The sequence below is a fragment of the Amphritea sp. 1_MG-2023 genome (assembly GCF_030547545.1).
Lineage (GTDB): Bacteria > Pseudomonadota > Gammaproteobacteria > Pseudomonadales > Balneatricaceae > Amphritea.
The window spans coordinates 18,899-42,386 of sequence record NZ_JAUOQE010000035.1 but is presented as its reverse complement, the minus strand read 5'-3'; the positions used below and the strand labels follow the sequence as shown (position 1 = coordinate 42,386).

At 47.9% G+C, this 23,488-nt stretch carries 26 protein-coding genes; 1 reads left to right on the top strand and 25 read right to left on the bottom strand.

From position 1 onward, the window contains the following. Nucleotides 1–186: 186 nt before the first annotated feature. The 17 genes from der to Q4488_RS15850 form a co-directional block, all read right to left on the bottom strand. Complete coding sequence (gene der / locus Q4488_RS15930; protein ID WP_303581472.1) at nucleotides 187–1,599, bottom strand: ribosome biogenesis GTPase Der; 1,413 nt, start codon at nucleotides 1,597–1,599, stop codon at nucleotides 187–189. Between the two features lie 96 nt (nucleotides 1,600–1,695). Further along, entirely contained in the window at nucleotides 1,696–2,847 is a 1,152-nt protein-coding gene (bamB, locus tag Q4488_RS15925) for an outer membrane protein assembly factor BamB (RefSeq protein ID WP_303581471.1), read from the bottom strand. Nucleotides 2,848–2,850: 3 nt separating this feature from the next. Next, nucleotides 2,851–3,498 (bottom strand): tetratricopeptide repeat protein, encoded by a 648-nt coding sequence (locus Q4488_RS15920; protein WP_303581477.1) that lies wholly within the window; start codon nucleotides 3,496–3,498, stop codon nucleotides 2,851–2,853. A gap of 43 nt (nucleotides 3,499–3,541) precedes the next feature. Continuing rightward, the gene (gene hisS / locus Q4488_RS15915) at nucleotides 3,542–4,777 is read right to left on the bottom strand and encodes a histidine--tRNA ligase (protein ID WP_303581476.1); all 1,236 of its coding nucleotides are present in this window, start codon (nucleotides 4,775–4,777) and stop codon (nucleotides 3,542–3,544) included. A gap of 53 nt (nucleotides 4,778–4,830) precedes the next feature. Beyond that, nucleotides 4,831–5,805, bottom strand: coding sequence for a RodZ domain-containing protein (locus Q4488_RS15910; RefSeq protein WP_303581470.1), 975 nt, complete (start codon nucleotides 5,803–5,805; stop codon nucleotides 4,831–4,833). Then, nucleotides 5,802–6,563, bottom strand: coding sequence for a type IV pilus biogenesis/stability protein PilW (gene pilW / locus Q4488_RS15905; protein ID WP_303581469.1), 762 nt, complete (start codon nucleotides 6,561–6,563; stop codon nucleotides 5,802–5,804). Before pilW ends, Q4488_RS15910 begins: the two co-directional genes overlap by 4 nt. A 40-nt stretch (nucleotides 6,564–6,603) precedes the next feature. Continuing rightward, complete coding sequence (rlmN, locus tag Q4488_RS15900) at nucleotides 6,604–7,737, bottom strand: 23S rRNA (adenine(2503)-C(2))-methyltransferase RlmN (protein ID WP_303581468.1); 1,134 nt, start codon at nucleotides 7,735–7,737, stop codon at nucleotides 6,604–6,606. 57 nt (nucleotides 7,738–7,794) lie between these two features. Then, nucleotides 7,795–8,202 (bottom strand): nucleoside-diphosphate kinase, encoded by a 408-nt coding sequence (gene ndk / locus Q4488_RS15895; RefSeq protein WP_303581467.1) that lies wholly within the window; start codon nucleotides 8,200–8,202, stop codon nucleotides 7,795–7,797. A 166-nt stretch (nucleotides 8,203–8,368) separates the two neighbouring features. Then, nucleotides 8,369–8,563, bottom strand: coding sequence for a Fe-S cluster assembly protein IscX (gene iscX / locus Q4488_RS15890; RefSeq protein WP_303581466.1), 195 nt, complete (start codon nucleotides 8,561–8,563; stop codon nucleotides 8,369–8,371). Nucleotides 8,564–8,582: 19 nt separating this feature from the next. Further along, nucleotides 8,583–8,921: an ISC system 2Fe-2S type ferredoxin gene (gene fdx, locus Q4488_RS15885; RefSeq protein WP_303581465.1), complete on the bottom strand. Its 339-nt coding sequence runs from the start codon at nucleotides 8,919–8,921 to the stop codon at nucleotides 8,583–8,585. Beyond that, on the bottom strand, nucleotides 8,921–10,795 hold the full coding sequence (gene hscA / locus Q4488_RS15880; protein ID WP_303581464.1) for a Fe-S protein assembly chaperone HscA: 1,875 nt from the start codon (nucleotides 10,793–10,795) through the stop codon (nucleotides 8,921–8,923). The genes fdx and hscA overlap by 1 nt, the downstream gene beginning before the upstream one ends. 7 nt (nucleotides 10,796–10,802) lie before the next feature. Continuing rightward, nucleotides 10,803–11,345 carry a Fe-S protein assembly co-chaperone HscB gene (hscB, locus tag Q4488_RS15875; protein WP_303581463.1) on the bottom strand — a complete coding sequence of 181 codons (543 nt, stop codon included), beginning with the start codon at nucleotides 11,343–11,345 and terminating at the stop codon, nucleotides 10,803–10,805. 50 nt (nucleotides 11,346–11,395) lie between these two features. Next, nucleotides 11,396–11,719 (bottom strand): iron-sulfur cluster assembly protein IscA, encoded by a 324-nt coding sequence (gene iscA, locus Q4488_RS15870; RefSeq protein ID WP_303581462.1) that lies wholly within the window; start codon nucleotides 11,717–11,719, stop codon nucleotides 11,396–11,398. A 36-nt stretch (nucleotides 11,720–11,755) separates the two neighbouring features. Further along, on the bottom strand, nucleotides 11,756–12,142 hold the full coding sequence (gene iscU, locus Q4488_RS15865; RefSeq protein WP_303581461.1) for a Fe-S cluster assembly scaffold IscU: 387 nt from the start codon (nucleotides 12,140–12,142) through the stop codon (nucleotides 11,756–11,758). 35 nt (nucleotides 12,143–12,177) lie between these two features. Beyond that, nucleotides 12,178–13,392 (bottom strand): IscS subfamily cysteine desulfurase, encoded by a 1,215-nt coding sequence (locus tag Q4488_RS15860; protein WP_303581460.1) that lies wholly within the window; start codon nucleotides 13,390–13,392, stop codon nucleotides 12,178–12,180. 34 nt (nucleotides 13,393–13,426) lie between these two features. Then, the gene (gene iscR / locus Q4488_RS15855; protein ID WP_303581459.1) at nucleotides 13,427–13,912 is read right to left on the bottom strand and encodes a Fe-S cluster assembly transcriptional regulator IscR; all 486 of its coding nucleotides are present in this window, start codon (nucleotides 13,910–13,912) and stop codon (nucleotides 13,427–13,429) included. A gap of 150 nt (nucleotides 13,913–14,062) precedes the next feature. Then, nucleotides 14,063–14,797, bottom strand: a complete 735-nt coding sequence (locus Q4488_RS15850) for an RNA methyltransferase (protein ID WP_303581458.1) — start codon at nucleotides 14,795–14,797, stop codon at nucleotides 14,063–14,065. A 129-nt stretch (nucleotides 14,798–14,926) separates the two neighbouring features. On the opposite strand from Q4488_RS15850, the gene Q4488_RS15845 reads away from it, so the two are divergent. Then, a complete protein-coding gene (locus Q4488_RS15845) occupies nucleotides 14,927–15,739 on the top strand; it encodes an inositol monophosphatase family protein (protein WP_303581457.1) in 813 nt (270 codons plus the stop codon). A gap of 139 nt (nucleotides 15,740–15,878) precedes the next feature. Here Q4488_RS15845 and Q4488_RS15840 read toward each other — a convergent pair whose 3' ends face one another. The 8 genes from Q4488_RS15840 to miaA all read right to left on the bottom strand — a co-directional run bounded on the left by Q4488_RS15840 (nucleotide 15,879) and on the right by miaA (nucleotide 23,451). After that, nucleotides 15,879–17,174, bottom strand: coding sequence for an adenylosuccinate synthase (locus Q4488_RS15840; protein ID WP_303581456.1), 1,296 nt, complete (start codon nucleotides 17,172–17,174; stop codon nucleotides 15,879–15,881). A 33-nt stretch (nucleotides 17,175–17,207) separates the two neighbouring features. Further along, nucleotides 17,208–18,392, bottom strand: a complete 1,185-nt coding sequence (locus Q4488_RS15835; protein WP_303581455.1) for an ATP phosphoribosyltransferase regulatory subunit — start codon at nucleotides 18,390–18,392, stop codon at nucleotides 17,208–17,210. 23 nt (nucleotides 18,393–18,415) lie between these two features. Then, nucleotides 18,416–18,613, bottom strand: a complete 198-nt coding sequence (locus Q4488_RS15830) for a DUF2065 domain-containing protein (protein ID WP_303581454.1) — start codon at nucleotides 18,611–18,613, stop codon at nucleotides 18,416–18,418. Between the two features lie 128 nt (nucleotides 18,614–18,741). Further along, nucleotides 18,742–19,623, bottom strand: a complete 882-nt coding sequence (hflC, locus tag Q4488_RS15825) for a protease modulator HflC (RefSeq protein ID WP_303581453.1) — start codon at nucleotides 19,621–19,623, stop codon at nucleotides 18,742–18,744. Further along, nucleotides 19,623–20,807: an FtsH protease activity modulator HflK gene (gene hflK, locus Q4488_RS15820; RefSeq protein ID WP_303581452.1), complete on the bottom strand. Its 1,185-nt coding sequence runs from the start codon at nucleotides 20,805–20,807 to the stop codon at nucleotides 19,623–19,625. Before hflK ends, hflC begins: the two co-directional genes overlap by 1 nt. 56 nt (nucleotides 20,808–20,863) lie before the next feature. Beyond that, a complete protein-coding gene (hflX, locus tag Q4488_RS15815) occupies nucleotides 20,864–22,183 on the bottom strand; it encodes a ribosome rescue GTPase HflX (protein ID WP_303581451.1) in 1,320 nt (439 codons plus the stop codon). An 8-nt stretch (nucleotides 22,184–22,191) separates the two neighbouring features. Next, the gene (gene hfq, locus Q4488_RS15810) at nucleotides 22,192–22,428 is read right to left on the bottom strand and encodes an RNA chaperone Hfq (protein WP_091361235.1); all 237 of its coding nucleotides are present in this window, start codon (nucleotides 22,426–22,428) and stop codon (nucleotides 22,192–22,194) included. Nucleotides 22,429–22,545: 117 nt separating this feature from the next. Continuing rightward, a complete protein-coding gene (gene miaA / locus Q4488_RS15805; RefSeq protein WP_303581475.1) occupies nucleotides 22,546–23,451 on the bottom strand; it encodes a tRNA (adenosine(37)-N6)-dimethylallyltransferase MiaA in 906 nt (301 codons plus the stop codon). Nucleotides 23,452–23,488: the final 37 nt, after the last annotated feature.

The window sequence follows — 23,488 nt, the reverse complement described above, 5'->3', positions numbered from 1 at the left end:
TTGCCGTTAGCGAAGCCCCTTGATAAGCGTAATAGCGATGCTGTTGATAAGCAGAACGGGCTTCTATAACGCTGATCGATCCCTAAAACCAAAAAACCGCCTGACGGCGGTTTAATCGAATAAATTATCTAGTAAATGAGGCAGTCTACTTAGAGTCATACTGACAACAGCGTGCCCGTCATATCACTATCGTTTCTTGCCTTTCTTCTTTTGCTTATCGTTATGTAGTTTTTGACGCAGCTTTTTCATCACCTGACGCTTACTTAATTCATTTTTCTTATTCTTAAAGGGATTGTCACTACTCTTAAATTCAAAACGCAGAGGCGTCCCCTTGATACCGAGCACTTTGGTAAACTTATTTTCCAGATAGCGCTTATAAGATCCTGGCAATGCACTTGTCTGATTACCATGAATGACAATAATCGGAGGGTTGGATCCCCCCTGATGCGCGTATCTTAGTTTAATCCGATTGCCATTCACCATCGGAGGTTGATGATCGGCTACAATATCTTCTAACAAACGCGTCAATTTATTAGTCGCCCATTTAGTCATCGCGAAACCATAAGCTTCATCGACCGAGGCGAATAGATTACCCACACCACTTCCATGTAACGCTGAGATAAAGTGCATCCGCGCAAAAGACACAAACTCTAAACGACGACGCAGTTGCTCACGCACTTCTTCCTTTTCATCACCCGTCATGCCATCCCATTTATTGATAGCGATAACCAGCGAACGCCCAGCATCCAATACATAACCTAATAGATGTAGATCCTGTTCAGAAACACCTTCCCGCGCATCAATGACCAGTACCACCACATTAGCATCATTGATGGCACGTAGGGTTTTAATAATCGAGAATTTTTCAACCGCTTCGGTAACATTTTTACGCCGACGTATGCCGGCTGTATCGATCAACGTATATGGTTCTTCATCTCTTTCAAAGGGAATATAGATGCTATCACGGGTGGTTCCCGCCTGATCAAACACGACCACACGATCTTCACCCAAAATACGATTTACCAACGTCGACTTACCTACGTTAGGCCGACCAACAATCGCAATTTTCTTTTGCCGCTGATGCTCCTCTTCTTCGAGCTCATCACGCAATGGAATATCGGCCAACACATGCTCAACAAGCTGAGTCACGCCACGGCCATGAGACGCAGCGATTGGCAGAGGTTCAGATAAGCCTAAACCATAGAAATCAGATAACGCCACTTCCGGATCAAGTCCATCCGTTTTGTTAACGATCAAATAGCTCTCTTTTTCGGAGCGTCGTAAATGATCTGCAATCATCTCATCGGCGGGGTTCAGCCCGGCACGTCCATCGACAAGAAACAGAACAATATCCGCTTCTTCAATCGCCATCAGCGACTGCTCAGCCATTTTATAATCGATACCATCCTCGTCGCCTGAGATACCCCCCGTATCCACAACGATATAATCCCGATCACCTAAACGGCCTTCACCATACTTCCGGTCACGAGTCAGACCCGAATAGTCTGCGACAAGCGCATCGCGACTTTTTGTCAGTCTGTTAAACAAGGTCGACTTACCTACATTTGGTCGGCCAACGAGTGCAATTACCGGAAGCATATTTTTATTACCAACTGTTAAAAACAAAGATTTATCTAACAATGAAATAGCGGCTACCTGTCACAACAGATAGCCGCCCTATCATAAACACCGAGTTTAGTTTAATTGTAGCGCAGCTAAGCGACCACCATTACCTAACACATACAGGACATCATCCATAACAGCCATATCACCACGCAAACCATCTGAGTCGACTTTGTAACGCGCCACAAAGTGACCATCGATCTGAGACATAAAGTGCAAATACCCCTCAAAATCACCGACCACCACGGTCGTACCTAATACCGCGGTAGAGGTGCTCTGACGATTCTCTAGAGCCGCTTGCCGCCATACACTAGCACTACTGCGCTGATCAAATGCTTCGATAAATCCATTCGCTTGACTGACATAAATATTGCCAAATCCCGCAGCCAGGCTCTGATAACTCGACGCATCTTGTGTCCACAGAATCTGCGCATCGGATGCACTCACCGCGACTAACTTACCCTGATAACTGACAATATAAACCACACCATCGATATAGAGAGGCCGTGAATCAATATCGATTAAGCGTTCAAGCTCCGTTTTACCTTCGGGTACGGTAACCTGCCGTTCCCACAAGGCTGCACCAGAATCATTGCGCACCGCAACCAGCTTGCCATTGGCGAAACCCGCAATGGTGACGTTAGCCGCCACAATAGGGGCGCTGGTACCTCGAAGGGTTAAACGCGGAATCTGACTATCATATGTCCATAAGTGATCGCCGCTACTAATATCCATCGCGACCAACTTACCATTCTGGAGTTGCGCCACCGCCATGTCAGTATTCATCTGTACTGGACTAAGCGTCTCACTACTCATCTGCTGACGCCACATCTCTGTGCCGTCATCAGCGCTAAGCATAACGATTTCACCGCTCTCCGTAGCCACGGCAACATGATTTGGCCCAACGCCCACTCCGCCAACAAGTGGCGTGTCTAATTCAACCTGCCATAGAGCGCTACCATTATGCCGATCGAAGGCAACAATAGCGCCTTCAACATCAAGCGCATAAATAGCATCACCATTGATAGCTAAACTCAACTTATTAAATGCTTCGCCTAATCCTGCCCCGACCGATTGACTCCACAGGACATCGACCTCTTTCTCTGCCTCGAAATCAACCAACTCAGCGGGTTCAATTTCAACTTCGCCTCCCCACCAACCGCAGGCGGAGATCGTGATAGAACACATACTAATCAATAACGCACGGCATAATAGCTGTTTCATCTGTTAACTTCCTTTAACCGCCAAACTGTCAAGTTTCAAACTAAGAAGCGGACGCTCCCCTTGAGGAGCATCAGCGACTGCCGCCTGATAGGCTTCACGAGCGTTATCAACTTGACCCAACCGAAGGTAGAGGTCACCTTTAAGTTCTGCAACACTGACACTAAAACTCTGCGCTTTAAGCCCATCTAAAAGGCGAATCGCTGCATCAACATCGTCCATAGCTGACATCACGCGCGCTTTGCGCATGGTCGTAATAGTCGCCATTACTTCATCAGGGCTCTGAGCCAATATCCAATCCAGTTCATTCACAGCCGCTGAATAGTCACCGCTATCGACATACAAGCGCGCACTGAATAACGCACCAAAACGTGCATAAGCAGTATCGCCATACTCATCTTTTAACGTCTTCGCTAAATGAGTGGCCGTGGTACGCTGATCATCCGTCGCTTGCGGTGCACTGGCCAACGCGACCGCTTGCACCAGATTCTGATAGACCACCGCCGCATTTTCAGCCGCTACACGCTGATTGTTCTGCCAGCCCTTCCAACCAAACACAACGGCTAAGGCTAAAGCGATGCCAAGCAATAACGTCTTACCGTTCTCCTTCCACCAACTCTTTAACGCTTCAACCTGCTCTTCTTCGGTGCGCATATCTGACACAGCTTGCTCCTAATCACCTTACTTAATTGAGTTATTATGCCTGTTGCTGTTGCAGCAAGCCGCTCAGGCTGTTGACCTGAATATCATAGGTTGGTTCAGAGTTATACCACAGGTTCGCTAGTAGCGAATCGTTTTCCGAACGCACTAATACCACCCATGGAGCCCCACTCTGTCGCGCTTTACTGCTAATATTTTTAAGCCCGGCACAATGCACTCTGATGCGCATATTCGGTAACTCATTACGTAGCTGTTCAGCCAATACCATTAACTGCGTTTGCAATCCTTTATGCTCCGCCGCCAGGTATAGATCAAACGGCTGTTTAACCGCCTCTGGAATAGCAGACAATGTTTCCAATAGCAGAATAAGGCGTTCAACCCCCATGGCAAAGCCCACCGCCGGAGTCGGGCGACCCCCTAACTGCTTAACCAAGCCATCATAGCGTCCGCCAGCACAGACCGTACCCTGAGCGCCGAGCTTATCGGTTACCCATTCAAATACCGTCTTGCAGTAATAATCAAGCCCGCGTACCAGCCGAGGATTCAGCTCATAGGCGATACCAGCCTGATCCAGCATTTCACATAGCTCAGTGAAATGTACTCGAGACTCTTCATCGATAAAATCGACCAGCGAAGGCGCGTCATTCAATAACAACTGTGTCTGAGGATCTTTACTATCAAGAATCCGTAACGGATTACTGCTCAAACGACGCTGACTATCTTCATCTAACTCATCTTTGCGAGCCGAGAGATAACTAACCAGCGCTTCTTTATAGGCGGCACGCGCTTCATTACTACCCAGCGAGTTAAGCTGTAACGTCACCGCATCGGCGATGCCCAGCTTTTGCCACAGGCGCGCACTCAACATAATCACTTCGGCATCAATGTCCGCACTGGACATACCAAAGGTTTCAATACCAATCTGATGAAATTGACGGTAACGACCCTTTTGCGGTTTCTCGTAACGGAACATCGGTCCCTGATACCACAACCGTTGCGTCTGATTGAATAATAAACCATGTTCTTCGCCCGCACGTACACAGCTAGCGGTGCCTTCTGGGCGAAGCGTCAAACTCTCGCCGTTGCGATCATCGAAGGTATACATCTCTTTTTCAACGATATCAGTTACTTCACCAATAGAGCGCTTAAAAAGATCGGTCTGCTCGACGATTGGCATACGGATCTCTGTATATCCATAAGCCGCCAACACAGACTTCACACTACTTTCAAGAAACTGCCAAACCGGTGTCTGGTCTGGCAATATATCATTCATTCCACGTATGGCATTAATCTTGGCCAATGTTCAGTACCTAATCTGTTAAAACTTTATTCACTTTGTGGCAGCGTTAAGCGCACCACACCAGAACGGCTATCACGATTAAACTCTATCGCCGACCCATCAAGAAACACATTACCTACCGCTTCAACACGACCTAGCAATAATTTTAGCGGCGCCTCACCCGAGACATTTAACTCACTACCCGCAGGCTTCACCCGCATTTCCAATACTTCACCGGTATGATCTTCGACACTCACCCAGCATTCATCGGTAAAGGTAATACGCAAAGACACATCGGCGCCATCAACCACTTGCGGGGCAGGCGTTGTCGCTGCCTCGGGTTCAATAGCGGCCACCGCTACAGTCGAATCAATAGACTCTGGCAACTCAACATCTGTATTGTTTTCTGGCGCTACTAACACGGCAGCAGCATCACTATCGGGTGCGGGTGTTAGTCGATTAATGTCGGGCTGCACAAGCGCCTGTGTTTCGCTCTGATGACTAATACCCGATGGCACAATCAATGTACTGCCATCGACCGATTCAACCTCTACCGATTCTGTAACAGGCGAAAGCGAGACCGGCAAATCGACACCTTGCTGAATTTTCCACCACCAGATGGTTACCGCGACAATCGCCAAGATAAAGATCCAAGCCGACCACTTTATGACCGGGTCGCCCAACTTAGCCGTCGACTGAACACCGGGTGTGGTACGAAACTGAGGCGCACTGCCGCTGCTCGCTCGTCCATAGAGGTTATCAAATAACGCCAGATAGCGATTAACATCCAGTTTGAGTAATTTGCTGTAGGATTGTACATACCCCCGCGCAAAGACCATGCTGGGCAACTCATCAAACGCCCCGCATTCAAGCGAATCAATGTACTTTTCTGATAATTTTAATTCCCTGGCAACTTCACTCTTAGTCAACCCTTGCTGTTCTCGGGCTAGCGCAAAATCGGCGGCGGGAAACGCCACATCATGTACTTCAGCTTCGTGACTCAGTAACTGCTCATTACTCACGGAGTAGACTCCTTATACTGCCGATACTCTTCTGAATCCGGATACATGTTTTTCAGGATCAGACCATAGGTTGCAGCATCAATGCTGCTATTTTTTAGGCGGGAAATTTGCACTCCCAACCACAAACTCTGAGCGTTATGCTGAACCCGTTTCTCATCGACCATCTTGCTAAATCGATCAAATAAGTTTGCGGCTTCTTCATGATTATCTTTTTCAATCAGGACACTGGCTAACTGCAAGATGGCCAACGGACGATCGGGTTTGAGTGTCAAGCTACGTTTAAAGGCATGTTCGGCCGCATCTAAGCGATCAATCAATCGATAACAACGTCCTAGATTCTCAAATGCCTGACTACGCTGACTATAAAAAGGATCTTCTGTGGCACGAGCAAGCTCTTTACAGGCCTGAGCATAACGCTCAAGGCTAAACAAAAAAGCACCATAATTGTTATGCAACATGGCACTATCCGGTTCAACTTTAATCGCTTTTTTAAAATAGCTTTCGGCTAGCTCGGTATCTTTTTCGAGTTGAAATACCATTGCCAAACCGTTGTAAGCTTGCGCCGATTTAGCATCAAGTTCGATGGAGCGCTGAAAGGCTAATTTGGCATTAGACGTATCAGCTCTGCGCAGATACTGCATACCCAAAGTATTATAAGCCTGAACAGCTTTGGGAGTGTCTTGCTCTGTGGTTGAGACATTTTGTCCCGCACAACCAGCAATCAATAGACTAATCAGTAATATCAGATATCCTTTCAATCTTATTCACTCCTGGCAGATTCATATCACATTTGATTTTTCAACGAGGCGTTTCCTGTTGCACCTCACTGGCATCTTTTAGCGGTATATATTTCTCACTACGACGAGTACGATCCATAACCTGACCGACTAACTGTCCACAGGCCGCATCCACATCATCACCACGAGTGCGTCGTACGGTCGTCACCACCCCCGCTTTCACTAACACCATCTTAAACGCCTGAATGGCATCTTCAGACGGGCGTCGATAGTCTGAATTAGGAAACGGATTAAATGGTATTAGGTTTAGCTTGCAGGGTAAACGTTTTAACAACTTAACCAGCTGCTTTGCTTGACTTGGATGATCGTTTATCCCCGCAATTAAGGTATATTCAACCGTTATAACCCGCTTATCTTTTAAATTCGCCATATAACGGTTACACGCATCAACCAACTCATTGATGGGATAGCGTTTATTAATCGGCACGAGTTGATCACGCAGCTCATCGGTGGGCGCATGCAGAGAGATTGCCAGAGACACATCGGTAACCTTACTCAACTTATCAATTTGTGGCACAACGCCCGCCGTACTTAACGTAACACGTCGTTTAGACAAACCGTAAGCGTTATCATCCATCATCAGATGAATTGCATCGACAACATTATCAAAGTTCATCAATGGCTCACCCATGCCCATCAGTACCACATTGGTCACTCGACGATCACCGGACGGATCAAAAGGACCAAATGAACGAATCGCCACGCGGACTTGACCGATAACCTCAGCAGCGCTCAAATTACGATTAAATCCCTGCTTGCCCGTTGAGCAAAAACTACAATCTAACGAGCAACCAATCTGCGATGAGATACATAATGTCGCACGACCATTATCAGGTATCAGCACGGCTTCTACAGCAGAACCACCATCCAGCTGAATAACCCATTTACGGGTACCGTCTTTAGAAATATTCTGCACCAGCACTTCTGGCTCACGAATCTCTGACACTTCACTGAGTTTCTGCCGCAAGCTTTTACTGATATTCGTCATTTCATCAAAGCTGCTGGCACCAAATTGATGAATCCATTTCAGTACCTGTGTCGACCGAAAAGGCTTCTCGCCGATGCTCACAAAAAACTCTTCCAATTTTTTTGGCGAGTATCCGAGCAGGTTAATTTTCTGGGTGGATTCAGTCATATTGACCTCAACGTTCATGAAATGACGAGCCGCCGAATAGCGGCTCGCGGGGTAAGCTTACTTACCGAAGAAGTAAGCAATCTCGCGTTCTGCAGAAGCTGGAGAATCAGATCCGTGTACCGCATTCGCATCAATTGATTGAGCGAAATCACGACGGATAGTGCCTTCAGCCGCTTCCTGTGGGTTAGTCGCACCCATCAATTCACGGTTCAAAGCAATCGCATTCTCACCTTCCAGTACCTGAACAACAACAGGACCAGAAGTCATAAACTCAACCAGATCACCAAAGAAAGGACGTTCTTTGTGCTCTGCATAAAAGCCTTCAGCTTCTTCGCGTGTCAGTTGCTTAAGCTGCATGTTAACGATTTTAAGACCGTTAGACTCAAAACGAGAAACGATTTTACCAATAACGTTTTTTGCAACGGCATCAGGCTTAATGATAGAAAAAGTACGTTCGATAGCCATATGCTATAAATCCTTTGTATAAAGTTCAGGGCAGATTAGCTGCCGGCAGACGAAAGTCGCAGGCACACCAGAAAAATGAAACGCGCAATTATACGCTAACCAGTCTTGACTGAACAGCACATCATAGTACGAAAAAGCCCGCAAATGCGGGCTATTTCACTATCCTTCATGTCCGTTCTTCAATCCAAGCCATCTGAATCCCTTCAAGCACCTTCTCACCACAGCGATCAGGATCATCATCAAAGCCATCTAAGGCCATGACCCATTCATACAGATCCGGAAAACTTACCGTCAAGGGATCCGTATCAGGATGCGCTTCATCTAACTCGATTGCGATATCGTAAACATCGACCCATTTCATAACGACCTCCACGCCTCACTTAATGCCGTTCAGACACTTGGTTAATCGTATACTTAGGGATATCAACCACTAAATCTTCATCACCCACGAGTGCCTGACAACTCAACCGAGATTCCGGCTCAAGCCCCCATGCTTTATCCAACATATCATCTTCAAGCTCATCGGATTCTTCAAGTGAATCAAAGCCTTCACGCACAATCACGTGACATGTGGTGCAAGCACAAGACTTTTCACATGCGTGTTCTATCTCAATACCTTCCCGTAAAGCCGCATCACAAATAGACTCGCCGGCTTCAGCTTCAATGACTTTACCGTCTGGACAAAGTTCATCATGGGGCAGAAAAATAATCTGCGGCATCAGGCGTCTCCCTCAATCTCATCAATACTATGCCCTTTAAGAGCGTTTTTAATACTTTGATCCATCCGTCGCGCAGCAAAAAAATCACTCGCCTGAGACAACACTTTAACGCCTTGCTCAATCGCATCAGCATCAGAACTATCTCGTAACGTCTGTAAAATACCCATTTGCTCAGTTAAATGAGCAATCTCTGCCGACGTCAACAGCGACTCGCCATCGGTTTGTATCGCCTGCGTCAGAGACGCTAACAATCGATCCGCCTCAACCTGCTGCTCCCGCAGATTACGCAACAGCATATCCTCTTCCGCAAAACTATAGGACGCCTTCAGCATATCAGCAATTTCATTATCATCGAGGCCATACGAAGGCTTAACCTGAATCTCGCTCTCAACACCTGTGGATAACTCTTTTGCCGAAACCCCCAGCAAACCATCGGCATCGACCTGAAATGCCACCCTAATTTTTGCCGCGCCCGCCGCCATTGGCGGAATCCCTCGCAACACGAACTGAGCTAATGAACGACAATCAGACACTAACTCACGCTCACCTTGCACCACATGAATCATCATCGCGGTTTGACCATCTTGATAGGTCGTAAACTCTTGAGCACGCGCAACCGGTATCGATGTATTGCGATGGATAACCTTCTCCGCCAATCCACCCATAGTCTCCAACCCGAGCGATAGTGGTAACACATCCAACAACAACATCTCACTATCAGGCTTATTACCCGCTAAGATATCCGCCTGAATCGCTGCGCCAACAGCCACTACTCGATCGGGATCGATATTAATACGTGGTGCTCGCTGAAAGAACTGCTCTACTCGAGTCCGCACAGCGGGTACTCGTGTGCTGCCACCAACCATGACAACATCCTGAACTTCGTCTAGTTCAACCCCAGCATCCCTTAGAGAGCGGCGACATGCGCGGATGGTTTTAGTGATCAGCGAGTCAACCAAACCATCAAACAACTCACGGGAAACCGTTAACGAGATCTTCTGACCGGCATGCTCCAAATCAACAATCACCGAATCTCGTTCTGTTAATTGCTCTTTGACCCAGCGCGCTTTCTCTGTCAGATAACGCGACTCACCGGCAACCACTTCTTCACCGCCCAACTGCTCGAGAAACCACTGTGCCAACGCCAAATCGAAATCATCGCCGCCCAAGGCACTATCGCCACCGGTAGCCAAGACTTCAAATACGCCTTTATTCAGCCGCAATATAGAAATATCAAAGGTACCACCACCGAGATCATAAACAGCGATCACACCTTCGGCCGCCTGATCCAAGCCGTAGGCCACAGCCGCGGCTGTTGGCTCATTAAGTAAGCGCAACACGTTGATACCGGCTAGCTGAGCGGCATCTTTAGTCGCTTGACGCTGCGCATCATCAAAGTAAGCAGGCACTGTAATCACAGCACCTTCCAGCTCGCCCTCGAGGGTTGCTCGCGCTCTCGCTTTGAGGGTTCTCAGAATCTCAGCCGAAACCTCTACGGGGCTTTTGTCACCGGCAATTGTCTGCAAAAACGGCATACCGCCATCTCGCTCGCTAAAACGATACACCGCTTCGCCCTGCAACCCCTTAAGGTCAGCGACGCCTCGGCCCATCAATCGCTTGACGGAGACAATCGTGTTGAAAGGGTCAACTGAAGCTTGCGCCAGTGCGGACTGGCCAACCACCACGCCCTGTTCAGTATAACGAACCACTGAGGGTAATAAATGACTCCCCCCTTCATCCGATAACGTGGTCGCTTCGCCACTGCGAACAGCCGCAACCAATGAATTAGTGGTGCCTAAATCGATACCAACCGCCAGCTTACGCTGATGAGGCTCGGGGCTTTGCCCAGGTTCTGCAATCTGCAATAACGCCATATTTTATTTATTCGTCGAAAAGTTTATCTTCTAACGCTTCCATCTCTCGGCCCAGCTTATCAATAAACTGCATCTTTCTGACACAGACGGCTGCGGCTTCATGTGCTGAAGGCGTCGATTGTTGATAATTCATATCAAACTGTTCGCGTAAGGACTTCATCTCTTGCTCAACCTTCTGCCTAAGCTGTTCAAGCTGAGCGTCCGGATCAGTTGCATCAGCAATATCTTCCAGCGACTCCCGCAGCTCCATCTGCTGCATGAGAAACATAGGATCAAGCTGCACCTGAGATTCTGAGAAGGTATCAATCCCTTCCAGCTTTAACAGATATTGAGCACGCGACAAGGGGTGCTTTAATGTCGCAACTGCCTCATTGAGATATGCCGTGTACTGTACAGAAAGCCGACGCTCTCGGTCAGACAGGTGAGAAAAACGATCCGGGTGCAGCTTTTTTTGCAGCGCCCGGCTTCGTTCAGATAAAGCCTGCAGATCCAGTTGATACGTCACCGGCAGAGCTAAAAATTCGAAATAGTTCTGGGTAATATCCATCATATAACCAGCAGGTGATAAAAAGTGTTGTTGCCACTAAAGCCTAACAAGACTTAAATATTAAAACTTTCGCCACAACCACACTCATTTTTGACGTTAGGGTTATTAAATTTAAACCCTTCATTAAGACCTTCTTTTACAAAGTCTAGTTCGGTTCCGTCAAGATAAAGAAGACTCTTAGGATCAATCACAACGTTTACACCGTCAGACTCAAATACCTGATCTTCTTCTTGAATATCATCGACAAACTCTAGCACATAAGCCATGCCAGAGCAGCCAGATGTGCGAACCCCAAGACGAATACCAAACCCGTGGCCGCGACCCTTCAAATATTTACTAATATGATCAGACGCAGCCGGTGTCATTGAAATTGCCATGAATCCGTTTACTCCATTAAGCCTAAGGCTCGATTATTACTTCTTCGCCTGCTTCTCTTTATAATCAGCAACCGCGGCCTTAATCGCATCCTCTGCCAATACAGAGCAGTGAATTTTCACCGGCGGCAACGCCAGCTCTTCCGCGATTTTGGTGTTTTTGAGCTCCTGAGCCTGATCCAGCGTCATTCCCTTAACCCACTCAGTCACAAGCGAGCTAGAAGCAATAGCCGAACCACAACCATAGGTTTTGAACTTAGCATCTTCGATAACGCCTTCGTCACTGACCTTAATCTGCAGACGCATCACGTCACCACAGGCGGGAGCACCGACCATACCCGTACCGATATTGTCGTCCTGATCATTCATCTTGCCGACATTACGAGGATTCTCGTAATGATCGATAACCTGTTCACTATAAGCCATAACGACCTCCTAAAGCGTATTCACCCAGTTACAAACTAGTGGTGAACCCATTCAACTTTGCTTAAATCCACACCGTCTTTATACATATCCCACAAAGGCGATAATTCACGGAGTTTACCTACGGCTGTACGAATCTCAACGACAGCCCGATCAATATCTTCTTCGGTCGTAAAACGACCGATTGAGAAGCGAATAGAACTATGCGCCATCTCATCGTTCAATCCCAGTGCCCGCAGCACATAAGAAGGTTCCAAACTAGCTGATGTACAGGCAGAGCCCGATGATACAGCAAGATCTTTAAGCGACATCAATAAAGACTCACCCTCAACAAAGTTGAAGCTGACATTCATATTGCCGATGTAGCGTTGATCACGAGAACCATTCAGATAGATCTCTTCCATATCAGAAAGACCATCCCAGAATCGCTGTCTTAATGCGGTAATGCGCTCTTCTTCTTGCTGCATTTCAGCTTTCGCAATTGCTGCAGCCTCACCCATACCAACAATCTGATGGGTCGCCAATGTGCCTGAACGCATACCACGCTCATGCCCACCACCGTGCATCTGTGCTTCTAGACGGACACGCGGCTTACGCCGTACATACAGAGCGCCCATCCCTTTTGGACCATACATTTTATGGGCAGAAAGAGAGATTAAATCCACTTTCATCGCTACCACATCGATATCAACCTTACCGGCGCTCTGCGCTGCATCGACATGCAAGAGCACACCGTTGGCACGCGTAATTTCACCGATAGCGGCGATATCATTGATGACACCAATCTCGTTATTGACGTGCATCAAAGAGACTAAAATCGTATCGTCACGCAGTGCCGCTTTAACGGCCTCGGGTTGAATAATACCGTCCTGATCAGGATCCAAGTAAGTCACTTCGAAGCCTTCACGCTCTAATTGACGACAGGTATCCAATACCGCTTTATGCTCAATTTTCGAGGTGATAATGTGCTTACCCTTCTTCTGATAGAAGTGCGCCACACCTTTTATTGCCAAGTTATCCGATTCTGTCGCACCGGAGGTCCAAACGATCTCCCGTGGATCGGCGTTCAATAAGTCAGCGACCTGACGGCGTGCCGTTTCAACCGCTTCTTCAGCTTTCCAGCCATATAAATGAGAGCGTGATGCTGGGTTACCGAAATTACCGTCCATCGTCAGGCACTCAATCATCTTCTCTGCAACCCGTGGATCTACAGGTGTTGTAGCGGAATAATCAAAGTAGATTGGTAATTTCATTGTCTATACATCTCCAAAAACCTGAAACCGTTTTTCAGGCCGTTACTTTTGCGGAAATAAGTGAATCTTCAAAGGCAGATGAATGCTCTCGATCTTGTCGCTTAGCGACACTACGAACATCACTTCTTTCCATCAGGTCAGCCAGCGTTATCTGGCTTAAAAAATCATGAATTTGACTACTTAAATCACACCACAAGTGATGTGTTAGACAGATACTACCGTCTTGGCAGCTACCCGTGTGCCCACAGCCTGTTGCATCGACAGATTCATTTACTGCATCAATGACTTGCGCGACATTAATATCTCGCTGCTCACGATTCAACTGATAACCGCCACCAGGACCGCGCACACTACGCACCAACTCATTGCGGCGCAACTTAGCGAACAGCTGCTCGAGATAAGACAGCGATATGCCCTGTCGCTCAGATATATCAGCCAAACTAACAGGCCCTTTGCCTGCATGTATTGCTAAATCAAGCATGGCTGTCACCGCATAGCGGCCTTTTGTCGTTAATCGCATTAGCTACCTCTCCGTCATTCTTCGCACGTCAACGAAGCTATGATTATTATGCAATAACCGACTATTTTAGTCAACTATTAGACCAACTAAAATAGTCAACTATACACATCATCACTCTTAACAGAAAAAAGCAGACTAGCAATCAATACGTTAACGCTGATTACGCTTCTGCATTGCGGTTAACATGCCTCGCAATATATTAACTTCTAGTTTATCAGGCACCGCCCTTAATAGCAGCCGCTGCAGCCGCGGCATCAAATTACGCGGCTTGTCAGGATCTAAAAACTCAATCTCTGTGAGAGTGCGCTCAAAATGCTCAAACAGCAGCGTTAGCTCGCGCCCTTCAGCAAGATCAACATCCCACTCGGTTCCCCAACGCGGCTTAGCCGTACTCACATCCATCTCTTTTGCCATACGCAATTCATAGGTAATGACCTGCACCGCCGCCGCTAGATTCAACGAGCTAAACTGATCATTAACAGGGATATGCACATGCTGATGACAGCGTTGCAACTCCTCGTTCGTTAAGCCTCGGTCTTCGCGCCCAAATACGATAGCCACGCGTGTCTCTGCAGGCAAAGGAGACACAATAGCAGCCAGCTCTCGCGGATTAACCAACGGCCAAGGAATCGTACGACTCCGCGCGCTCGTCCCCACCACTAAATGACAATCAGCCAACGCCTGCTCAAGACTATCAACCACCACCGCACTCTCAAGCACATCATCAGCACCCGCCGCGCGCGCACTGGCATCAGCATGAGGAAACCGTCTTGGCTCAATCAGGCAAAGATCAGATAAGCCCATATTTTTCATCGCCCGGGCCACCCCGCCAATATTGCCCGGATGGGTCGTATTAACCAGTACGATTCGAATATTTTCCAGCATCTTTAGCCCGCCATCACAAAAAAGGACGATATTTTAGCAGATATTTTACAACTATTAATCACGGACTGTTCTTTATGTGGCAACTGTTTTGTATAATGCCCGTTTTGGTTCCCTTACTGGTATTTACAGATGCAACCGATGGTTAATATCGCCCTGCGCGGAGCGCGCGCCGCAGGTGAACAAATCACCCGCTCAATTGAGCGACTGGATTTGATCAAATCAGAACAATCAAGTGTTATCGAATATATCGAGGACACCTGCAAGCAAGCTGAACGCACTATCGTTAATACGATCCATAAGGCGTATCCCGATCACCAAGTCAACTGTGAATATACCGGCACACACAAACCCGAAGATAAAGTTTGTGATGTCATATGGTCAGTTAATCCGATTGATAGCATTTCAAATTTCTCTAACGCTCTGCCAGTATTTGCTATGAGCATTGCTTGCCATCAGCGAGGCAAACTTGAACACGCCATCATCTTGAACCCAATCACCGGTGAAGAGTTTACCGCTAGCCGAGGCCGCGGCGCACAATTGAATGGCAAGCGCCTGCGCGTCAGCAACCGAAAGCTACTCGATAATGCGCTCATTGGTAGTGGATTCTTTGCTCGTAGTAGCGATAAAGCTCACTTAGACAGTTTTCAGCAGATCTTCAAAAGCATCTCACTCGAGAGCGGCCGCATCCATAGCGGCGGATCACCAGCCCTGAATCTAGCCTATACAGCTGCAGGCCGCTTAGATGGCTTCTTCCAAATTGGCTTAAAACAATCAGAGATGGAAGCTGGCACACTAATGATCCAAGAAGCCGGCGGACTATTATCAGATTTCACTGGCAATAATAACTATATGAGTTCTGGCAATCTGGTGGTCGGTAACCCAAAGATGCTCAAGGCTTTACTTCAGGTTATTCGCCCAGCACTGAACGATGAACTGAAGTAATCACACCCGCATATCCATAAAACCGGGCTTAGCTCGGTTTTTTTTATGCCGCAAATAGCCGTGCCAGACATAAAAAATCCCGACCTAATGGTCGGGATTTTTTTAAGACTCGCAATCAAACTAAGCTAATCAACGAAAATTACGCATCGAATGGATGACGCAATACAATCGTCTCAACTCGATCAGGGCCTGTTGAAATAATATCAATCGGCGCGCCGGTTAGCTCTTCGAGGCGCTTGATATAAGCCACTGCAGCGGCTGGCAACTCTGCTAATGTTTTGGCACCGATAGTGGATTCAGTCCAACCCGGCATCGTTTCATAAACAGGTTCTACCCCTTCATAATCCTCACTACCACTGAGTGAGGTAACAAGGTTACCCTCCGCATCTTTATAGCCAACACAGATCTCGATCGTCTCTAAACCATCCAGTACGTCCAGCTTGGTCAGACAGATACCCGAAACCGAGTTAACCCGAATCGCATGCTTTAGCGCAACCGCGTCAAACCAACCACAACGGCGAGCACGCCCTGTTGTGGCACCAAACTCATGACCTCGAGTCGCTAGGCGCTCACCAATCGCACAATCCAACTGAGTTGGGAAAGGACCGGAACCGACACGCGTCGTGTATGCCTTAGTAATACCCAAGACATAATCCAGATACAACGGACCAAAACCACTCCCCGTAGAAGTACCGCCAGCCGTTGTATTAGAAGACGTCACGAAAGGATAAGTACCATGATCGATATCTAACAGCGAGCCTTGCGCCCCCTCGAACATGATGTTTTCACCACGTTCACGATAGTCATGCAGTATCGAGGTTACATCAGCAACCATCGGCCGCATAATCTCAGCCATTTCCAGCGCTTCTTTCAGTACTTCATCATAGCTGACCGCTTCAACTTTGTAGTAGTTCTGCAGTACAAAGTTATGATATTCCAGCACTTCTTTCAGCTTCACAGCAAAGCGTTCTGGATTCATTAGATCATCCAGTCGCAAGCCACGGCGCGCCACTTTATCTTCGTACGCAGGCCCAATACCACGACCTGTCGTACCAATCTTAGCTTCGCCACGTGCCAGTTCACGCGCTTGATCCAGCGCAATATGATACGGCAAGATAAGGGTACAAGCAGGACTCAGACGCAGGCGCTCACGCACCGGCACCCCACGTCCTTCCAACTCAGTAATCTCTTCCAGCAACGCTTGCGGAGAAAGCACCACACCATTACCAATCATGCACAGGACATTTTCCCGCAGGATACCGGATGGAATCAGGTGCAACACCGTCTTCTCACCGTCGATTACCAGCGTATGACCCGCATTATGACCACCTTGAAAGCGTGCCACGGCGGTTGCCTGATCTGTTAACAGGTCGACGATTTTACCTTTACCTTCGTCGCCCCACTGTGTTCCTAAAACAACTACGTTTTTGCCCATTGGTTGTCTCTAGCGATTAATCAATCTTAATAATTACAGGCTCTCGAGAACCCAAGTTTCATCCTGCTGCACTAACTGATGAGTAAACTGCTGCGCATCCTCCACAACAGCCTCATCCAGCAACTGAACAACACGCTCTCCCTGAGCTCTCAACTTAGCCACTAATGCCAGTGCAGAAGCGTCTTCGACAGCCGGTACCCGTATAACCTTACGTGTCAGCTTATTCTCGACTGCTGACAATCCCACAAGCGTTTTCAGATCCGCACTGAATCCGGTTGCTGGACGAGCTCGACCAAAATCGCGCCCGACCTCATCATAACGACCACCCTTGGCTACTGCTTGCCCAAATGCTGGTACATAAGCCGCAAACACCACGCCCGTGTGATAGTTATAACCCCGCAACTCGCTTAGATCAAAATACAGATCCAGTTGCGGATAGCGCTGAGAAATCTGCTCTGCAAGTGCATCGAGATAATCCAGCGCGGTGATAATTGTTTGTTCTACACCCGCAAAACAACGTCGCGCTTTTTGCAATACTTCCCGTCCACCATGCAAGGTGGGCAGTACTGCCAAATACGCCTGAATACGTTCATCTAGATCTGATTGCGCTAAAAAGCGGGCAATCTCAGGTAGATCTTTACGTTGCAGCAATTCGAAATACTCAGCTTCTTGAGTAGCATTCAGCGCCGCCTCACTCATCAGACCGCGATAAATACCCACGTGACCTAAATCGAGACTTAGCTCTTGATTGACCTGCATGACATTCAGAGTTTCAACCATGAGTGAGATAATCTCAGCATCACTAGCGACACCGGAATGACCAAACAACTCAGCACCCACCTGCAGTGGGTTTCGGGACGCCAGCGGATTAGCTGGCAAGGTGTGAAGTATAGTACTGCAATAACAAAAACGAACCGGCCCTTGATTACTCAAATGATTCGCATCAATACGAGCCACCTGCTGGGTAATATCTGCACGAATACCTAGCATCCGACCTGTTAGCTGATCCGTCACTTTAAACGTATTCAGCTCGAGATCTCGACCAACACCCACCAATAATGAATTCAGATGTTCAATCAGCGGAGTCATCACCAAGTCATAACCCCAGCTATCATAAAGGTCTAGCAAGCGACGACGCGCAGTCTCAACCTGCTGTGCTTGAGGCGGCAGCACCTCTTTGACGCCGTCTGGTAGTAACCAGCGTTCTGCCAACGTCATGTAACTCTCCGAAATACAGTGGATCAGTTGAATATATAAAGCAGAATGACACCCGCCATCATGCTTACAAAACCTGTTATGCGCAGCCCCCGGTTACTCACCAACGCGAGCTGATGAACCAGATTACGCCAACGTTGAGGATAGAGGAAAGGCACAATACCTTCCATTACCAGCATCAGACAAAAACCAATCAGCAACTGATGCCAGAGCTCAGAATCCATGACTCACCTCAACACAACGGCATAGCCGCCACATAAAAAAACCGGGTCTTAACCCGGTTAATGAATTCTACCACGGAATAGGCACCTTAGTGCAGTCCATTCCGCGGATTTTTTACACCAGCAATATCCTATTCAGATGACTTACCGGTTGGATTCCCTAGGTAGCGGAAAAAATCACTATCAGGCTTCAACACCATGATATCGCCTTGCTGATTAAACGCTGCTTTATAGGCATTCAGACTACGATAGAAGGAGTAGAACTCAGCATCCTTATTGTAGGCATCCGCATATATTTTAGCCGCCATAGCATCACCTTCACCACGAACTTGTTCCGCATCACGATAAGCATTGGCTTCGATAACCGCCTTTTGACGATCAGCATCCGCCTGAATACCTTCTGCAAGCTCTTTACCGCGTGAACGCAACTCACGTGCTTCCCGCTCACGTTCAGTCCGCATCCGCTCATAAACAGAAGCCGAGACTTCTTGTGGCAGATCGATTTTCTTAACGCGGATATCCACCATCTCAATACCCAGCTCTTCCTTGGTCTGAACACTTAAGGCTTCAACCAGCTCTACCATCAGCTCATCGCGCTCCCCAGAAACAACTTCTGTCAGGGTACGCTCACCAAACTGATTACGTAGCCCAGCATCAACGTTCGGGAACAGCAGCTCAGCGGCTTTAAAACCATCACCGGATGTCGCTGTGTAGTATTTCTGCGGATCAACAATACGCCACTTGATAAAAGAATCGACAATCAGACGTTTCTTCTCAACCGTCAAGTAGGATTGAGACTGAGCATCCAATGTCTGCACTCGACCATCAAATTTACGCACCTTATTAATCACCGGAATCATGATATGCAGACCCGGCTTAATATCCGGGTTAACAATCTCACCGAACTTCAGCAATACAGCTCGATCCGTTTCTTTAATAATGTATAGCGTGTTAAAGCCAACCACTACCAGCAAGAGTGCGATCACCAACCCTGTCATTGATTTACCCGACATTAGCGTGCCTCCCGTGTAGTTGTTTGCTGACGCTGACGCAATTGATCAATAACTCGATCAGTCACATCCTGTAATTCAGAGCTATTCAATCGACCCGATGAGGTACCGGTTGAGCTACGAGGACGACTCTCGACCAACTTATCCAGCGGTAGATACATCATATTATTGCCACCCTCGACATCGATCAGCACTTTAGAGTTATTTGATAATACCTCTTCCATCGCATCAAGATAGAGACGTTCGCGCGTCACTTCAGGCGCCTTCTGATACTCAGCTAACAACGAACTGAAACGCTGCGCATCACCTTGTGCCTGCGCCACAACTCGCTCACGATAACCGTTAGCCTCTTCCTTCATACGCTGAGCAATACCTCGCGCTTCAGGCACGATACCGTTACGGTAAGACTCTGATTGGTTAATAGAACGCTGCTCATCCTCACGCGCCTTGATCACGTCATCAAACGCATCCTGAACCTGAGAAGGCGCTTTTGCCTCTTTAATATTGATCTGAGTAATCCGCAGACCGGTTTGATAAGCATCCATAAAGCTTTGCAAACGCTGCTTCACCTCACTGCCCAACACCTCACGACCGGCGGTCAAGATGGAGTTCATCTCCGATGAACCAACCGTATGCCGTAGTGCGGACTCAGACGCGTTTTGCAGACTCGCATTAGGATCACGTACTTTCAGCGCATAGTTAACGGGATCTGAAATAACGTACTGAACGGTCATGCTGACATCAACGATATTCTCATCTTCTGTCAACATCAACGAACGATGCTCATAGGCACTCACGCGCGTTACATTGGTCGTAATAACCTCATCGATCATCGGTGGATTCCACTGCAGACCCGGCATCACGGTTTCCTGATATTTACCCAAACGCAGCACAACACCGCGCTCTTGTTGGTCGACAGTATAAAAACCCATCACCGCCCAACCCACCAGGATGACAACCACGACTACAGCAAAAAAACCAGCAGAAGAACCCGAAGAGCCCGCCCCCCCAGTTCCTTTATTGCCGCCACCCTTACCAAAAATGCCGTTCAGTTTTTCCTGCAACTTTTGCAGCGCTTCGTCGAGATCAGGGGGTCCCTGATCTTTTTTACCACCGCCACGACGATCTCCGCCGTTATTCCACGGGTCTTGATTATTGCCGTTACCACCAGGCTCATTCCAAGCCATACTGTTCTCCGTTATAGAACTGTTTAAACCATTAAAAAAATTGTAAGCAGCATATACTAACTATGCAACCACTCGGGTTTGTTGACATTATTTCCCAGATATCGTTCCGGTGCTATGTTCATACGACTCAATAGCTGCAGCAGATCTTTTTTCTGCATCCGTACTTCCAGGTCAATCACTCCCTGCTCATCAACGACTTCATTCAGCACCGCTCCCTGAGCATAAAGCTGAGCACGCAGCCCACCTTCTTCCGGCTGCAAGCTTAATTGCTCATGAAAAATATCATCGGCAAGCAACTCTGTGATCGCCTGAAACAATAACGCTATGCCTTCGCCAGAGACTGCTGATAACCAAACACGTACAGGTTTACCTTCATCATTACGATCGATACGTGCTTCAGCCCTCTCGAGCATATCGATTTTGTTATAAACCTCAAGCGTCAATACCTCATCAGCACCGATCTCTTTTAATACCGAGTGCACTTCGTGCATATGCGATTGCCGATCTTCATCGTAAGCATCAATCACATGCAACAAGAGCTCCGCTTCCGTGGTTTCCTGCAGCGTAGCACGGAATGCCTCAACAAGCTTATGCGGAAGATGACGAATAAACCCGACCGTATCCGCCAAAATGGCTGGACCCACATCGGCCAACTCAATTCGTCGTAAAGTGGGATCGAGGGTCGCAAATAACTGATCCGCGGCATACACCTCAGCGGCCGTCACACGATTAAACAGCGTTGATTTACCCGCATTGGTATATCCGACCAAAGAGATCGTTGGTACCTCAGAGCGACTTCGAGCACGACGCCCCTGCTCTCGCTGCTTACGCACCTTTTCCAGGCGCTTGAGAATACTTTTTATTCTCGCTCGCAATAGTCGTCGATCGGTTTCCAACTGCGTTTCGCCGGGACCACGCAGACCGATACCACCTTTCTGTCGTTCAAGGTGAGTCCAGCCGCGTACCAATCGCGTCGACATATGCTCCAGCTGCGCCAGTTCCACTTGAAGCTTACCTTCATGGGTACGGGCCCGCTGAGCAAAAATATCCAAGATCAGTCCAGTACGATCAAGCACACGGCACTCAATGGCTCGCTCAATCTCACGTTCCTGACCGGGGCTTAACGCATGGTTGAAAATAACCAACGCCGCTTCATGCAGGCGCACGAGATCCTTCAGCTCTTCCACCTTACCGGAGCCGATAAATGTTTTAGGGTTGGGGAGACTGCGAGATCCGGTTAAAAACGCAACCGGATCTGCACCAGCAGATAGAGCAAGCTCTTCGAGCTCTTTTGGACTTTCGCGGTCCGTCTCATCTGCCATATCGATATGAACAAGAATGGCGCATTCGCCAGATTCAGGGCGCTCGAAGAACAATGAAAACCTCAGTCAGTTGATTCATCACCCTGCGGTAGTTTTACCGGACGGGCTGGAACCACAGTAGAAATAGCGTGTTTGTAAACCATCTGACTGACCGTATTCTTCAGCAGAATCACAAACTGATCAAAAGACTCAATCTGTCCTTGAAGTTTGATGCCGTTTACAAGAAAAATTGAAACAGGTACCCGTTCTTTGCGCAGTACGTTCAGATAAGGGTCTTGTAAAGATTGCCCTTTTGACATTGGAAGCTCCTTCCTAAGAGTAAGTAATGCATCACTATTGAGGCCTTATTATGACCCCGTAATACAATCTGCTGTCACTAAAAAGCCGGACAGCCCAAAATTAATTTCAGTACTCCATTATATAATGATCCCATCCAATAATTTCAAGGCATTATTTGTTAAATTAGGGTCTGACGATTCAAAATAATGCAGATTATCCCAACTCCGTAGCCAGGTTATCTGTCGTTTGGCTAATTGTCGTGTGGCGATAACACCTTTTTCGATCATCGTGGGGTAATCCCATTGACCATCAAAGTACTCCCACATCTGCCGATAACCGACACAACGAATCGATGGCAACTGCAAATTTAGGTCATCACGCTGCCAAAGGGCTCGCACTTCGGCTTCAAATCCTTGCGTCAGCATCAACTGAAAGCGCTTTTCTATTCGCTCATGTAATACTTTACGCTCTTGCGGCATGACACACATCTGAGTCACGTTATAGGGCAACTGCTGCTGTTTTTGCTCCTGCCACAGATCAGTCATCGACCGTCCGGTCAATTCGTAAACTTCCAGCGCTCTCTGTAGCCGCTGCGGATCATTGGGATGGATACGCTGCGCGGCAACTGGATCCACCTGTTGCAAGCGTTGATGTAAAGTTGCCCATCCCTGCTGTTCAGCCTCCTGAACTAATCGATCACGAATCGATTGATCGGCTTGAGGCAATACCGCTAAGCCGTTGATCAAGGCTTGATAATACAGCATGGTTCCCCCGACTAGCAGCGGAATCCTCCCTGCCGCTCGAATCTCAGCCATTTCACGCAGCGCATCGGCTCTAAAATCAGCCGCCGAATAGCTCTCTGCCGGATCGAGAATATCGACTAATCGATGCGGATAACGCGACAAAAACTCTGCATCGGGGGTCGCCGTACCAATATTCATATGACGATAGATCATGGCGGAATCGACACTGATGATGTCACAGGGTAAACGGTCGCATAGCGCCATCGCCAAATCAGTTTTACCCGATGCCGTCGGCCCCATCAGAAAAATAGCCGGCGGTAACAAATCGTCATTTATA